Source organism: Proteiniphilum propionicum (genome assembly GCF_022267555.1).
Classification (GTDB): domain Bacteria; phylum Bacteroidota; class Bacteroidia; order Bacteroidales; family Dysgonomonadaceae; genus Proteiniphilum; species Proteiniphilum propionicum.
Map to the genome: position 1 here is coordinate 242,597 of NZ_CP073586.1, position 14,715 is coordinate 257,311.

Annotated in this window: 10 protein-coding genes; all 10 read right to left on the reverse strand. The window is 47.5% G+C overall.

All coding sequences use genetic code 11. The features are described from left to right. Window positions 1-50: 50 nt before the first annotated feature. Complete coding sequence (gene glyA / locus KDN43_RS00835) at window positions 51-1,331, reverse strand: serine hydroxymethyltransferase (protein ID WP_238869514.1); 1,281 nt, start codon at window positions 1,329-1,331, stop codon at window positions 51-53. A gap of 252 nt (window positions 1,332-1,583) precedes the next feature. Then, a complete protein-coding gene (locus tag KDN43_RS00840) occupies window positions 1,584-2,402 on the reverse strand; it encodes an N-acetylmuramic acid 6-phosphate etherase (protein ID WP_238867816.1) in 819 nt (272 codons plus the stop codon). A 271-nt stretch (window positions 2,403-2,673) separates the two neighbouring features. Continuing rightward, window positions 2,674-4,029: a DegT/DnrJ/EryC1/StrS family aminotransferase gene (locus tag KDN43_RS00845; RefSeq protein ID WP_238867817.1), complete on the reverse strand. Its 1,356-nt coding sequence runs from the start codon at window positions 4,027-4,029 to the stop codon at window positions 2,674-2,676. Between the two features lie 241 nt (window positions 4,030-4,270). Continuing rightward, window positions 4,271-6,169, reverse strand: a complete 1,899-nt coding sequence (locus KDN43_RS00850) for a family 10 glycosylhydrolase (protein WP_238867818.1) — start codon at window positions 6,167-6,169, stop codon at window positions 4,271-4,273. Between the two features lie 114 nt (window positions 6,170-6,283). Next, complete coding sequence (locus tag KDN43_RS00855; RefSeq protein ID WP_238867819.1) at window positions 6,284-7,549, reverse strand: MFS transporter; 1,266 nt, start codon at window positions 7,547-7,549, stop codon at window positions 6,284-6,286. Window positions 7,550-7,621: 72 nt separating this feature from the next. Beyond that, a complete protein-coding gene (locus KDN43_RS00860) occupies window positions 7,622-8,461 on the reverse strand; it encodes an N-acetylglucosamine kinase (protein WP_238867820.1) in 840 nt (279 codons plus the stop codon). A gap of 31 nt (window positions 8,462-8,492) precedes the next feature. Beyond that, complete coding sequence (locus KDN43_RS00865) at window positions 8,493-9,623, reverse strand: family 10 glycosylhydrolase (RefSeq protein ID WP_238867821.1); 1,131 nt, start codon at window positions 9,621-9,623, stop codon at window positions 8,493-8,495. Between the two features lie 17 nt (window positions 9,624-9,640). Continuing rightward, window positions 9,641-11,485 (reverse strand): beta-N-acetylhexosaminidase, encoded by a 1,845-nt coding sequence (locus KDN43_RS00870; protein WP_238867822.1) that lies wholly within the window; start codon window positions 11,483-11,485, stop codon window positions 9,641-9,643. Window positions 11,486-11,497: 12 nt separating this feature from the next. Further along, the gene (locus KDN43_RS00875) at window positions 11,498-12,838 is read right to left on the reverse strand and encodes a neutral/alkaline non-lysosomal ceramidase N-terminal domain-containing protein (protein WP_238867823.1); all 1,341 of its coding nucleotides are present in this window, start codon (window positions 12,836-12,838) and stop codon (window positions 11,498-11,500) included. Between the two features lie 22 nt (window positions 12,839-12,860). Further along, window positions 12,861-14,702 (reverse strand): RagB/SusD family nutrient uptake outer membrane protein, encoded by a 1,842-nt coding sequence (locus KDN43_RS00880; RefSeq protein WP_238867824.1) that lies wholly within the window; start codon window positions 14,700-14,702, stop codon window positions 12,861-12,863. Window positions 14,703-14,715 lie beyond the last annotated feature (13 nt).

Sequence of the window (14,715 nt, forward strand, 5' to 3'; positions counted from 1 at the left end):
TGGGGAATGGCTAAGCCACTCCCCATCTCTTTATCAGTTATCCGGGCATCCTACCAGGCGAAAAGCGGATATTGCTTCATGGTCACGTTCACTTTTTCGCGCACCGATGCGATGGTCTTCGGGTCGTCCACGCGAGAGAGCACGGTGTCGATCAATTCCACGATCTCTCCCATCAGTTCTTCTTTTGCTCCGCGGGTGGTGATGGCCGGCGTACCGAAACGGAGGCCCGATGTCTGGAATGGCGAGCGGCTGTCGAAAGGCACCATGTTCTTGTTGGTGGTGATATCGGCCTCCACAAGTACCTTCTCCGCTACCTTACCGGTCAGATCAGGGAACTTGGTGCGCAGGTCTACCAGCACGATGTGGTTATCGGTACCGCCCGAGACGACATTATATCCCTTGTCGGCGAAGGCCTGCGCCATTACGGCCGCATTCTTTTTCACCTGTGTCTGATAGGTCTTGTATTCCGGCTGGAGTGCCTCGTAAAAAGAAACCGCTTTCGAGGCAATCACATGTTCAAGGGGACCGCCTTGCATGCCAGGAAAAACAGCTGAATCCAGCAGTGCCGACATCATCTTAACCTCTCCCTTGGGTGTGGTGAGGCCCCAGGGGTTTTCAAAATCCTTACCCATCAGGATCACGCCTCCACGGGGACCACGCAGTGTCTTATGGGTGGTAGAGGTCACGATGTGTGCGTGTTTAAGCGGATTTTCGAGCAGTCCGGCCGCAATCAGGCCGGCGGGGTGCGCCATATCCACCATGAAGATGGCACCGATCTCGTCGGCTATTTTGCGGATACGAGCATAATCCCATTCACGTGAATAGGCCGAGGCACCGGCAATAATGAGTTTGGGTCTTTCAGAGCGTGCCAGTGATTCCAGCTGGTCGTAATCCACTCGCTGATCCTCTTCACGCACATTGTATGCTACAGGTTCAAACATCAGACCGGAGAAGTTGACGGGTGAACCGTGTGAAAGATGGCCACCGTGAGACAGGTTCAGTCCAAGGAATTTATCCCCTGCCTTCAGGCATGCCAGGAAAACAGCAGCGTTTGCCTGCGCTCCCGAGTGTGGTTGCACGTTGGCCCATTCGGCGCCAAAAATCTCTTTTAACCGGTCAATGGCAAGCTGTTCGCCCAGGTCAACCACCTCACAACCGCCATAATACCTTCTTCCGGGATATCCTTCGGCATACTTGTTTGTCAGCACAGAGCCCATGGCCTGCATCACCTGTTCACTAACAAAGTTCTCGGAAGCAATAAGCTCAATACCTTTAAGTTGCCGTTCCTGTTCTTTTCGAATTATCGCGAAGATTTCTCTATCTTGTGTCATAGCGTCATATGTTGCAAAAAAATATCTGCAAAGGTAAGGAACATTTTCGTAAGCAATGTAAGCAAAGGACAAATTTATTTGGGTTTGCTATTGCGAGAATTGAAAATCGAGGAGCGAAAGCGACTCAAAATGTCTAACTTTAGTGAACATTTTCGTATCATCCGACTTTTTGTTATTACCGGGAAGAGGGCGGGAACAGTTTATTTGTAAAACCTAGAAGAAGTATTCCTGAATATAAAAAATTCGTGTCAGCTAAGAATGCGAAGCTTCTATCTTATCAAGTGCTTCTTTAACGCTTCCGTACTTAAAAAGTAACTTTTTTGCTTCTTCGTAGTCAGTAATCATCGCTTTTTCCATTAAGATTTTTATCGCTCTGTCGGTAATTTTATTGTTGATTAACTGCACATTCCACATACTATTATCCAAAACTCTTCCCATCTGTATCATCACGGTAGTGCTTATCATATCGAAAATCATTTTTTGGGAAGTACCTGCTTTCATTCTTGTGCTGCCGGTTACAAATTCAGGGCCGGTGATGACTTCTACCGGATAGTCGGATTGTTCCGCGATGGGCGAGTCGGGATTATTCACAACGCAGCACGTGGCGATACCATTTTCTCTACATTTTTTCAAGCCTTGTAAAACAAACGGCGTGGTACCGCTTGCAGATATTCCCACGACGATGTCCTTTTCAGATATGTCTTTTTCTTGTAGCGATTTCCACGCTTCTTCCGTATCGTCCTCTTTTTCTTCCAACGCCAAAACCAACTTATCCACTCCTCCGGCCAAAACTACGTCAATCATCCCGTTTTCCATCCCATAGGTTGTGGGTAACTCAAGAACATCCAATACCGAAAGTCGCCCTCCCGTGCCTGCTCCTAAATAAATCATTCTACCACCGGTTTGTATTTTTTGAACCACGGCAGTGATAAGTTTATCCAATTGAGGTTTTGCTTTTTCCACTGCCAAAGCAATGGTTTTATACTCCGTGATTAACTCACCTGTTAACTCTTTAACTGTTTGAGTTTCTAAATGCCTGTAACGGGAAGGCTGTTCAGTTATTTTGTTCATATAAAAATTCTATGTTATTGATTGAAATAAATATTTAATTATTTTGCAAGTGTTCACATATTGTTATTGGCCGTTCTGTTCAACATACGAAACGATGATTCCGCCCACAGTATCGGGAAGTGTGCTTGGCATTCCGTACCAGTAGAATGAGTCGGGGCCTTCGTAATTTCCTTTGTGAATATTTTGACAACTCCTGGTCTGCGATATTCATGATTTACCGGATGGGCGTTCTCACGTCCAGTGCGAGAGAGCGCCATACATTCAAAATGTATCAGATCTTAGAGATTTCTCGCGACTGCCTGGCTATTTTCCGAATACCTTCCGCGATTTGTTCCATATCCGTTTTAGTACCTAAAAGCATGGTTTGAGCGAACCATACAGCTTCTTCATTGCACAATTTATCATTCTGAGGACATGAGAGGCTTTCCAGCCATTCTTTCATTCTTTTTTCACCATAAATGGAAAGATAATGTTTATTATGAGCTAAGTTTGTAACATACTTTTCCTTAGGCATGGAAGTGTATCCAACGGAACATGGGACTCCTTCTGCATTCAACGCATTAATAAATTGTGCTCTTGACATTCCTGAAAATCTTTTTTTATCATATCTGAACATATATAGATGATAAGCACTCTTAGTGGTACCAGCATAAAGTTTTGCCGGAGCTATTCCCGGTATTTCTTTTAGCATTTTAGTTAAATATTGAGCATTTTCCCATCTACGCTTCACTTGCTCCGAAAGTCTTGTCATTTGAGCAAGTAAAATGGCTGCCTGAAATTCAGTTAAACGGAAATTAGATCCTCTGCTCCCGGATCCAGGTACAAGACTTGCCGCATCCGCACCTTGACCCTGATGATGAAAACTATAGCAATCTTGGTAAAAAGCATCGTTATTTGTAATGATAGCACCGCCCTCTCCCGAACTGAGATTTTTTGATTCTTGGAAACTGAATGCGCCTCCCAGACCCCAGTTACCAACACATTTTCCTTTCCATTCTGCCAAATGAGCTTGACATGCATCTTCAATTAAGGGTATGTTGTAATTTTTTGAAACTTCGAGAACTTTATCCACATCGAAAGGTGAGCCTGCGATATGTACGGGCATTAAGACTTTTGTATTCTTAGTAATGGCTGATTCTATTTTTTTTGCATCAACCTGGAAACTCTCAATATCCACATCAGCAAAAACAGGTAAAGCATAATTCTGAACAATGACGTTGTAAGTGGCAATAAAAGTATAGGGTGGAATGATAACCTCATCGCCCGGGCCAACTTCCAAAGCTCCCAACATTGTTAGGAGGGCTGTCGTGCCGCTCGACACTCCTAAAGTTCTCTTGGCACCCACAAGATTTTGATATTCAGTCTCAAATCGAGGTGTAGTTTTATTCCCCAGCCGGCACCATCCTCCACTGTTCAATACCTGAATCAATTCATCCCGTTCTGTCTGTCCAATAATTGGCCATCGGGACCAGTTTCCTGTAAATGCTTTCGGCCCACCCAATATCGCTGCTTTTTTAGCTTGTATATTCCCGGCATAGGTGAGGTGCGGTAATCCCATCGCCAAACCCATTCCTGCAAAGGAGGTTTGACGAATAAAATCTCTACGTTTGATTTTTTTATTTTTCATACGATTAAAATATTTCTTACATTATGGCGTATGGAATTGAGCGAAGCGAAATCGCCGACTTCTATTGAAAATCATAGCGGGAGGCAACCTTTCGCTTTTAATCATCTACTTGGGCGTAATGATGTACATGCTCGTTTCATATGATTAAAACTTTTATTTTCATTCCATTAGACTTTTCCTATGTTCAACATAGTCAAAACAAGTTTTGTCTTTGTATTCACTTATCGAAAAACTTCAAAAGTCATTTTCCCCATTCTTTGATCACATTCCACCCATCCGCGGGTATCGTTTCGTATCTAAACACCACTACCCCATCGGCGCCACCGGAGATAGAGAACTGTATCTGTTCATTCAACTGATCGGCCGTAACGCCATCATATCCCTGGATACCCGTGAATATATCACACTGGTTTCCAACCAACGTTTTTGCCGTTTCCGTAATCGCTTTTAACCAACTGGTGGGTTTTCCGTACGCTTTAAAATAGGCCATCGGACTAATTACATCCAGGACGGATGCATTAAGCGCATAATTCTGGGCATAAAATACATCCGCGTATTTGGGATCGGTTATTCCGTCGGGCATAAAAGAAGCACTCAGGGTAAGTCCCGACTTCTCTTTATCCATTACTCCTTTGATGGCCACAATGTATTCATTGATTACTTTTTTTCGCATCTCCACCCATTTGACCACATCCTGGTCGTTATTTTTATAAAGATCCACAAAGCCGTTGTCTGTGGCGTACTTTTTGTAATCGGCTGCTGTTTGGAAAAAAGCCAATAGACGGGTCGTATTGCAACCCAGGGAGGAGGCTCTTTCAAGGGATTGCGGATCAAATGAATAAACAAAATGTCCATATCGTACATAGTCAAGATGCACCCCGTCACAATCAAAATCCTTCACAAAACTCCGGATGTTGTCCAAAACATACTCTTTGTAACCCGGGTAAAGAAGATTTACCCGCTGATCGTTCATGGGATATGGCTCCAGGTCAACACCGGGTTTCGGACAGTGATAAATGGAAGCATTCGGATTTGCAGCCATGTATACACCGTCTTCATTGACGATATACCAAAAGTGGACTTTTATTTTTTTCTCATGGGCTTTTGCAATGAAGTCGGTGAGCCTGTTCGCTGCCGTTTTGGTTCCGGCGGTTCCCTTTACCAGCAGGTAGACCTCGTCAACATGGTTGCTTGCCAGCTTGTCGACAATCTCCCGGTTGTCGTCAGACAGCGTGTTTCCCCATATCCAGACCCCCATAGGTGTACCGCTGCTTGCTTTCAGGTATGATGACGAGAGTTTGGCAGGAAGGCTGCCGTTAACCTTGTAGTATGCCAGCGCCCTGGTCAGGACAACCGCACTCCTGTTAAACGAGAACTGCCCATTGTATTTTTCACCTCCCGGCCCCACAAAGTTTTGCGGGTAAGAAACAAAGTTCGCGAACACGTTATTGTTCGCCGCATAATTCAATTGCCGCGTCGTCTGATTAAAGAGCAGCTCAATGGGTATTTCCTTCTCAATAAAACTATCGGCGTCGGGTGAAGCGGGCAGGGGATATCCCGTCAGAGTGATCGGGTCATCCACTCCTTTCTGAATTTGAAGCAACACCCTGCAGGCAGCTTCATAATAGGCAGATTTCTTGAGGGTTGCCCCGCTTACTTTGACTTCATCGGGTAGTTCGCCTGTAGCCTCAAACTGTGCGTACACGGTAGCCAATGCATTAATGATCGCGGACTGCGAGTAAGCAGACTGCTCAGCAATAAATGTGAAGATCTCATCTGAGTAGAGCCCATGGATGGTGATCGCGTGAAACTTGATCTGCATTTTTTGAACGGTAATGGGAACTGTAAACTCCTTTTCAAAAACATAGAGTGCAGGGTCAGAGAAAGAGGTGATCGTTTCAATCACTTCATCAGGTTCCTCTTTTCCGGGAAATATTTTTTCAATCTTCACCTCTTTCAGTGCTTGATCCGAGGTAATGGATGCCGACACTGTATAGGTGCTCTCCATCGTTTCCACTATGCCGTCTTTAAAGGTAATCAGTGGCCGGGTAAGGATTTCTTCTTCCGCCTCATCACTGCATCCCACGAACAGGAAGGATGCGGTCAGGCATACGAATAATAAAAAATTTATTGTTTTCATAGACTAAAATATTTTTTACACTATGGGTACATGAAACATTCGCGTAAAGCTAAAACAAATGATTATGCGAGTGTAATATCAAGATTGTCTGATCTTTGCAATAGCGAACAATGACTATTTATTTTTGGCTAACCCCACTTTATGCCCCGCTAACGCGTAATAAAGAATATAGAGATAACAAGGGATAAATATCCAGTAAGCCATTTGAAAATCATCGGGTAGAGGTGAAGCCTCGCCCCCTCTCACCGCATCCAGAATAAAACCGAAGAGCAACGGAAGAATAGCCCCACCCACGATAGCGGTAACCAATAGGGAGGCTCCTGATTTGGTCTTTTTCCCCAACTTGTCAATAGCGAGCGCCCAGATAGCCCCCCACATCAACGAGTGGGAAAAACCCAGCACGCCCAGACAATAGATGGCCTGTCGGGCAGGGAGCAGGATGAGACAGAAAGAAGCTGACAGGGCGATGAGTATGAAGAGGATCAGGGCGTTATTCTGGCGCATCACCTGCAACAGGAAGATGCTGAGGATATAGCCGATGACCAGCCCGATAGATACTATCCCCGAGTATTGGGCCGGATTATCCAACCCGATGGCATTGGCAAAGTCAATAGCCGATGCCATAGGCAGTGTCTCCACACCTACATAGATAAATAGGGCTATTGCGCCCAGAATCAGATGGGGATACTGCCACAAGCTTATTTTTTCACCGGATGCGGGAACCTCGGCGTTTCCGCTATCGGGATGCTGCGCTTCCTCTTCTTCCCCTGCTGCCTTCACTTCGGGCAGGGAGATGAAATAGATCAGTACTGCTAGCAATGTAATTACTCCTGCCGCAATACCAAAGGGGATATATGCCTGGTCTAATACCGGATTTGTGACATCAATAAAGAGACTGAGGAAGATGGGTCCAAGGTACCAGGCCGACTTGTTCATGATTCCCATGACACACATGCGTTGGGCCGCTTTTTCTATCGGGCCGCAGATGGTGACGTACGGATTGACGGCTGCTTGCAGCAGCGTGTTTCCCATCCCTCCTACGAATGAGGCCGCGAGGAACAGGTAAAAACCCTGCATCGATGTGCCCATCTTCGCGGAAGGAATAAACAAGAGCATTCCCAACGACATGATAATCAAGGCAATTACCATGGATCGTTTATATCCTATCCGCTGTATCACTATTCCGGAAGGTCTTCCAAAAATCAAGAAAGCCGAAAAAGTGGCCGTGAGAACCAAATACGACATGCTTTTACTCAGTGAAAAAGCTCTTTCCAGAATGGGTACCATGATGCCATTTATCCCCACACCAAAGCCGATAATAAAGAATGCAACTCCGATGATGAGGAGAGGAAAGAGATGATTGGATTGTTTCTTGTTCATTGCATTACTCTCTTGATGGATAAAACTTTTGTATAAATGAATGAAGGAGGCAGTGGGGGAAATCACCCTCTGTCATAGCTGATGATATGCAATAAGGCCTTCCATCGGTGCACGTATAATTTTTCCTTCCTCCATCCCAAATTCTTTTGCTACGGAAACCAGGGCCTCCTTAAACACCCATCCGATGCTTCCTACACAATTAAAGCGGTAAGTGGAATAGTCGGGGTAATGGACTACGATATTCTTGAAGAAATCACGAAAACAATCCTGCTTCACATGCTCCGCGTACTCGCTTCCGGCCTGTTCACCGCTCAAGAACCGGGCAAATGACGCGCAGTATCGGTTAGGCATTGGGTCGCTGTAAACGCGATCGACCAACTCGTCCGGCGATAACCGGTAGGAGTGATAAAAGCTTTCACGTATATCGACCGGCATATGTCCCCGGATAAAGTCTTTTAATAGCCGCTTGCCTATATAGGCACCGCTTCCCTCGTCACCCAACAAAAAACCCATTGAATCGATATTATGGGTGATCTTTTTCCCGTCATACAGGCAAGAGTTCGTCCCCGTGCCCAGGATAGCGGCAAACCCAGGTTCATGTCCCAGGAGTGCACGGGCCGAAGCCATCAAGTCCATGGCAATATCAAACCGGGCCTTCGGGAAGAGAGGGCGCAGTGCATACTCAATCACCCGATATTTATCCTCATAACACCCGGCCCCGTAGAAAGCGACCAATGAGATATCGTTCCAGTCATACCCTCCAGGCAGACTTTCACGAAGGGAGGAGGTAATCTCCTCCCGGCTGTTATAGCAGGGGTTGTATCCTTCACTTTCGAACTGAAAAGTCACCCGGCCATCTTTAACCAATGTCCAGCTTGTTTTACTCGACCCGCTGTCGGCTATTGCGATCATATCTGCTTATATTATCCGAATTCTCCTTTTTCTATTCCCTTATTGCCTCCCAGCCTTCCTCAGCGATGCCACCATACCGGAACAGGATAACCCCTTGTGCGCCACCTTCAAGGGAATATTTGATCTGCTCTTGCAGTTCTTCGTTCGTCACCTCGTTAAATGCCTGGATACCTGTGTATACTTCACACTGGGGAGCACATAATTTTTTCGCGCCTTCCGTGACTGTCTGTAGCCAGTTCGTGGGCTTTTTGTACGACTTGAAGTAGGCCATTGGGCTGATCCTGTCCAAGGCGGGAGAGTGGAGCATGTAATTCTGGGCATAGTAGACGTCTGAATAGATGGTATCTATCGTTCCCTCCGGCATGAAAGCAGCGCTGACCTCCAGGCCGGGCTTGGTTTTCCGGACAACCTCCCCGATGGATTCAATATAATCGCGGATGATATTTTTCCTCATCCCCACCCAGGTCACCACATCGTTGTCACCCTCCGCATAGAGCTCCACAAAACCGTTATTTGTGGCATGGGCCGTATAGCCCGGCTCCGTGGTGAAGAGGTTAAGCAGCCGTGTGGTATCGCATCCCAAAGAGGCTGCTTTTTGGAGGGAGTAGGGATCGAAGGAGTAAACGAAGTGGCTGAACCGGATATAGTCGAGATGCACCCCGTCGCAATCAAAATTGTTGAGAAAATCCCGGATGTTATCCAGCACGTAATCCTTGTATCCCGGGTATAGCAGATTCACTCGCTGATCGTTCATAGGGTACGGCCTGGTACTTACAGATGGATTGGGGCAGTGATATATGCTTGCCTGGGGATTTTCGGCTATATAGGTACTGTCTTCGCTGACAATGTACCAGAGGTGCACTTCCATCTCTTTTTCTCGTGCACAGCTGATAAACGTGCGCAGCTTGTGGGGCGATGTTTTTATTCCGGCCGTCCCCTTCACCAGAAAATAGACCTGCCGGATGTTGTTTTCCGCCAGTTGATCGACCACTCTTTTTGAGTTGCTGTCTGATATGGCACTGCTCCACATCCAGACTCCCCGCGGAGGATTCACGGGTTTCAATGCGTCCCGCTTACATCCCGTGAGGCATAGCAGAGAGACACAGATGCATTGGAGGATAATTATCAGCCAAATTGTTCTGGAAATTTTTGTTGTTTTCATTATATATCGGTTTGTCATTAAAACTTTTTTTCAATCATTTTGCCTACTTTGCGTCCGTCTTTCAGGAATCCCTGGGTACGTATCACGTTCCCCCTGTTCACCGTAAGCGAGTCGGAATAGAGAGGAGAACGACGGGTGGGCTCTTTTCCATCCAGCGTGTAATGGATCCGGGCTTCGGGGTAATCGATGCTGAGGCCTACTTTTTTAGGGAAGTCCGCCTTCCGGTCAAAATGGAAAAGGACATTATAAAATGCTTTGCTGTAGTTAATCTTTTTGCTGTCGAGCCGTTCGAACTCCTTGAGCATGCGTGCACGGAACCAGTTCCAATCCTTCTCTTCTTTCGCGCACCAGGCTACTTCAGACATGGCCACCGCTCTGGGGAAAGCCATGTATTCGGCTCTGCGCGGCGTTTGTATATATTCTGTCCAGAGTGAACCCTGTTGTCCCATGACATAGGGGTGTTTTTCTTTGGCCAGGGTATCGGGTATGGGATAGTAGTGGTATACTTTCTCCAGGGGCAAAAACAGGATCATCGACAGCTCTTCCGTATCGGGATCCTCCTGATAATAGTCAAGATAGCTCCATCGGTTGGGAGTCAGGATGGTACGCATGTTTTGATGAACGGCTCTCATGGCCGGCGCATGTCCCCTGTATGACATTACTACCGTTTCCGGAACTGCTCCGCCATCCAGGATTTCGTCCCACCCAATCACGGTTTTTCCTCCCTTTTCTTTCAGGAACTTTGCCATACGTTGAACAAAAAACGTTTGTAACTGATCTTCGCTCTCCAGTCCCAGCACCTTCATCAGATCCTGACAGCAAGTACTCTCCTCCCAGCGGTCACGCGGACACTCATCGCCCCCAATATGATAATAGGGCGAGGGGAAGAGGTCGAACAGTTCCGAGAAGACCTCTTCAAGGAAACGGAAGGTAGCAGCTGTAGGGCAAAAGATATCTTTTTTTACTCCCCAGGTTGTAGCCACTTCGTAAGTTCTTTCCGGGAAGCAGGACAGCTCCGGGTAGGCGGCGATGGCGGCCGTGGCGTGTCCCGGCAATTCAATTTCGGGTACCACGGTAACATATCTTTTGCGGGCATACTCCACCACCTCTTTCACCTCCTCCTGGGTGTAAAAACCACCGTGCGGCGTATTGTCCCCCTCCTTTGTATTGCCTATCGGGCTCTCTCTTCTTACCGATCCTATTTCGGTAAGCCGGGGGTACTTTTTGATCTCAATCCGCCAGCCCTGGTCTTCCGTGAGGTGCCAGTGAAAGAAATTTTGCTTGTGCATGGACATGACGTCAATCAATTTCATCACCAATTCCTTGGGCATGAAATAACGTCCTACGTCGAGCATCAGGCCCCGGTACGGGAACCGAGGCGCATCCTCTATCTCACAGCAGGGAACGGCCCACTTCAGGCCCTTCACCGCTGTTTCACCGTAGATCTGCGGCGGCAACAACTGGTAAACCGATTGCACCCCGTAGTAAATGCCGTGGGGAGTGGAAGCCGTGATGGTGATTTGCTCCCGGGTAACACTGAGGTGGTACGCTTCATCACCCATCCCTTCCCTTAGGGTAAGCACTATGTTATTGTGTACCGCTACCGGCGAGGTGGAAGGACTGACCCGAAGGTCCATGCCGGAACATCTCTTTACCCGATCGGCAAAGTCTGCCGCTATCTCCTCTATCAGCTTGTCCTCTTCGGGAATGAGGATTACCGTATGTCTGTTTATCCGAAATTCGCCGGCCATCGGTTTCAGAGACTTCGGTTTAGGAATGATCCCGTACCGGATGGGGTCGTTTGCCAGGGCAACAACAGACAAAATAAGGGCCAGTAGGCATGAGATTATCTTTTTTATCATTTTCATGTTGATTTAATCCACTATATCATTCACAGTTGCAACGATAGCTGCCTTATAGGCCGCCGGCATCTCATCGGAAAGCGGATAGAGGGCTCTGATGTATATATGCATCTGCTCTCTCTCATATTCGTATCCATCACGTTGATAAGCATGCTTGCTTGGAAAATAAGAGTTTTGTCCGTTCGTGTAACCGATAAAAAGCAGGGGAGTATCGGGATAGTTCGCACGAAGCATAGTCTGGTATTCATTGAATGGTTCTCCCTGTGAGAAAAAGAGTATCAGTCCCCCTATATTTACACCGGCTATTCCAACGGGCAGGTAATTCTTTGCTTCGCCGCTCCTGATTTTTTCAATCATGGCTGCCCGCCATCGTTCTACATCGTCTTTCCAGGTACCGAATGCATTCCACTCTTTTATTTCATCGGCATGCGCGTTAATGACCTCCGGAGTGATCTCGGATGAGCGGAAGGGGAGTTCCACAATCCGGTTGCTTACACGGAGCAAGTTACTTTTTTTTAATCTTTCGATCCGAATATCCCGTGCAGCATCTGCCAACTCTTTACCTCTTACCTGGGTGTAGGCGGTGTCTGCTCTCAGCTCTCCACAGGGATTCACATTGCCGGCAGCTCCCGAAAAGTAGAAAAGGGTGCTCCCCCACTCTTTGGAGAGTTTTTCCACGGCAATACCGGGGAAATCGGTAGAGACCACCAAACTACGGTGATTCAGACTTACCGGGTGGCAGGCAAAATTGAGGAACGAGGCGATACGTTTCCCTCTCTTGTCGACCAGGTGAATCAGATAGAGCGTGTGATCGCACGGCCCCTCCTTTTCCCGGCGGTTGCAATTGATAAAGCATTCCCCTTTGCCGGCTTCCAGGGCGAAAGGAACAAAAGCTTTTTTGTTGTTGGCCGTTTCAATGGCATTCCTAACTACAGTTTCACGAAACTTTGCCGCGAATGCATGATTCGTTCCCCCTTCTTCCACGCTACTCCCACTCACCCGCGGGGCAGAGTGGGTGTGTGTAGCGTGGATAAAGATATGTTCGCGCGGGATGTCGGTGTGCAAAGCAATCTCGTCGCGCAGTTCATCTGCCAGGCTGATCGGTAGCTCCATCATGTCGTTAGAGATAATACAGATCCTTGCCGAATCGTTTTCAATGACGATGCAACGCGTTTTCAGGGCGCGGTGAATGGAGGCCGACAACCCTTCGCGCGCGGCAAATCCGGCCAGCACCACCGACCCTTCCGGGGTGATATCGGCCACGCCGATATTGCACCGCAGCGGGTTGGGTGTCGAGCAACCTGTATATACCAACAGCGTCAGGAGGGGAAAAAGTAGGTAAGCACGTATCATAGGAATCACTTCATTATTCTGTTCAGTCGTAATGCGGATTTTGTACAATCACGCCCTCGCTTTTGGTGTACTCATCGCGTGGGATCGGCATCAGGTAGTGCTGAGGCAGAAAAACACGTGCTCCAAACTTAGGCAGGCAGTTGCTGAAATCGGGTTTTCCGCCGTTTCCTTTTTTGGCGATCTTCCAGTCGATCCGGTCGTCGCTCAGGTCGGCGGTTCCGTTGTCATGGCGAATGCCCCTTATTCCATAGATCATGACACTTTCATATATCTCTGCCAGCTTCCAGCGACGCAGGTCGAAATAGCGCTGGTTCTCAAAAGCAAATTCTATACGACGTTCCTGGATCAGTTTTTCTCGCATCGCGTCGACAGAGAGAGAGTTGGGAACATGGGGCATGCGTACATCGGCCCGATCGCGGATTTTGTTGATATATTCCGCACAAACTGTCACGTTCCCGTTGTACTCCAGATTTGCTTCTGCATATATCAGATATATTTCGGGCAAACGGAACCACGGATACATCAACGTGGCATTTTCCGATTCACTCACCGGGGCGTCATCAATCAGCCATTTACGCAGCCAATATCCGGTACATTGGTTTGCTTCGGCCTGAAAAGGGTCGTTGTTTTTAACCACGGTATTGGTTGGCGCCGGTTGACACATGTTCAGCGTATAATTCATGTAGGTAGTTCCCGGAGGCAGGATTGATTTATAAAATCTGGGGTCACGTCCGCCCCATGGATCTGCCGGGTCATATCCCGAACCTTCTTCAAACGGTTTTTTCCCGGTGGCCGCCATTTCGTAATCACTAACCATATTTTCAACGGGGGTACAGCTCACCCAGCCACCAATGCTCCTGGCAGGCGCGTAAAAAAGCTGCGCCAGCTTCCCTGAAGTAGGGAGAAAGTATCTTGCCCAAATAACCTCTTTGGAGTTGCTGTTGCTCCAATAATCGTTATATGTGGGTGCAATCTCATATGCTCCCGTATTGGCCCGGTCAATAAGCTCTTTTGCCGCGTCGCGCGCCAGTTTCCATTTCTCCTTGCTGTAAGTCCCTTTAAATATGCTCCCTGACGGGTCGGCAGGATCATTAAACAGGGGACTGGCAGCAAACAGGCAGGTGCGTGCTTTCAATGCCCTGCACACGTCGGCACCTATTCTACCCTTGACAGCAGGTTTGTCTGGAAGCAGTGCAATGGCTTTGTCCAGATCGGAAATCACAAAATTGACGCAATCATCATACTGATCCCTTTTCAGGTTATACTGCTCGCCCAGTTGAAATACTTTTTCTATAATCGGCACCCCGCCATATCTCGCCAAAAGGTTGGAATAGGTCCATGCCCGGAGAAAATAAACCTCTCCCTTGAGTTGTTTTTTCACCGCTTCATCGATGGGCGCATCATCTACCCGGGAAAGGAAAAGATTCATATCGCGGACATAAGAGAATACCCGTGGCCACAAATTAAGAAAGGTCATTCGCGTGTTATGGGCAGGGCCTCCGTCTGCCTGAAAAATCACATTATCGGGATTCAGTTCGCCACGTGAAATATAGTTTGTGGAAGTGCCCCCGTACCGAAAGAACGCCTCATCGGTAATGGCGGCCATGGTACCCTCGGTGAAGGGATGTGGCACCACATTATAGAGTGCATTCACATATTGCTCCATAAGAGCCGCGTTGGTGAAGACCGCCTCCTCCGACAGCTTATCCAACGGTTTCCGATTGAGGAAATCGTCATTGCAAGCGGTGAAGGTTATAATGAGAGCCAATACCAAATAGGGTATATTTTTTATCATGCGATTTACATGAGCGGGCTCCTGTTTCATCTTATGCCTGTATGAAAATGATGTAGATACTCGTTTCATATTCATTTGTTGT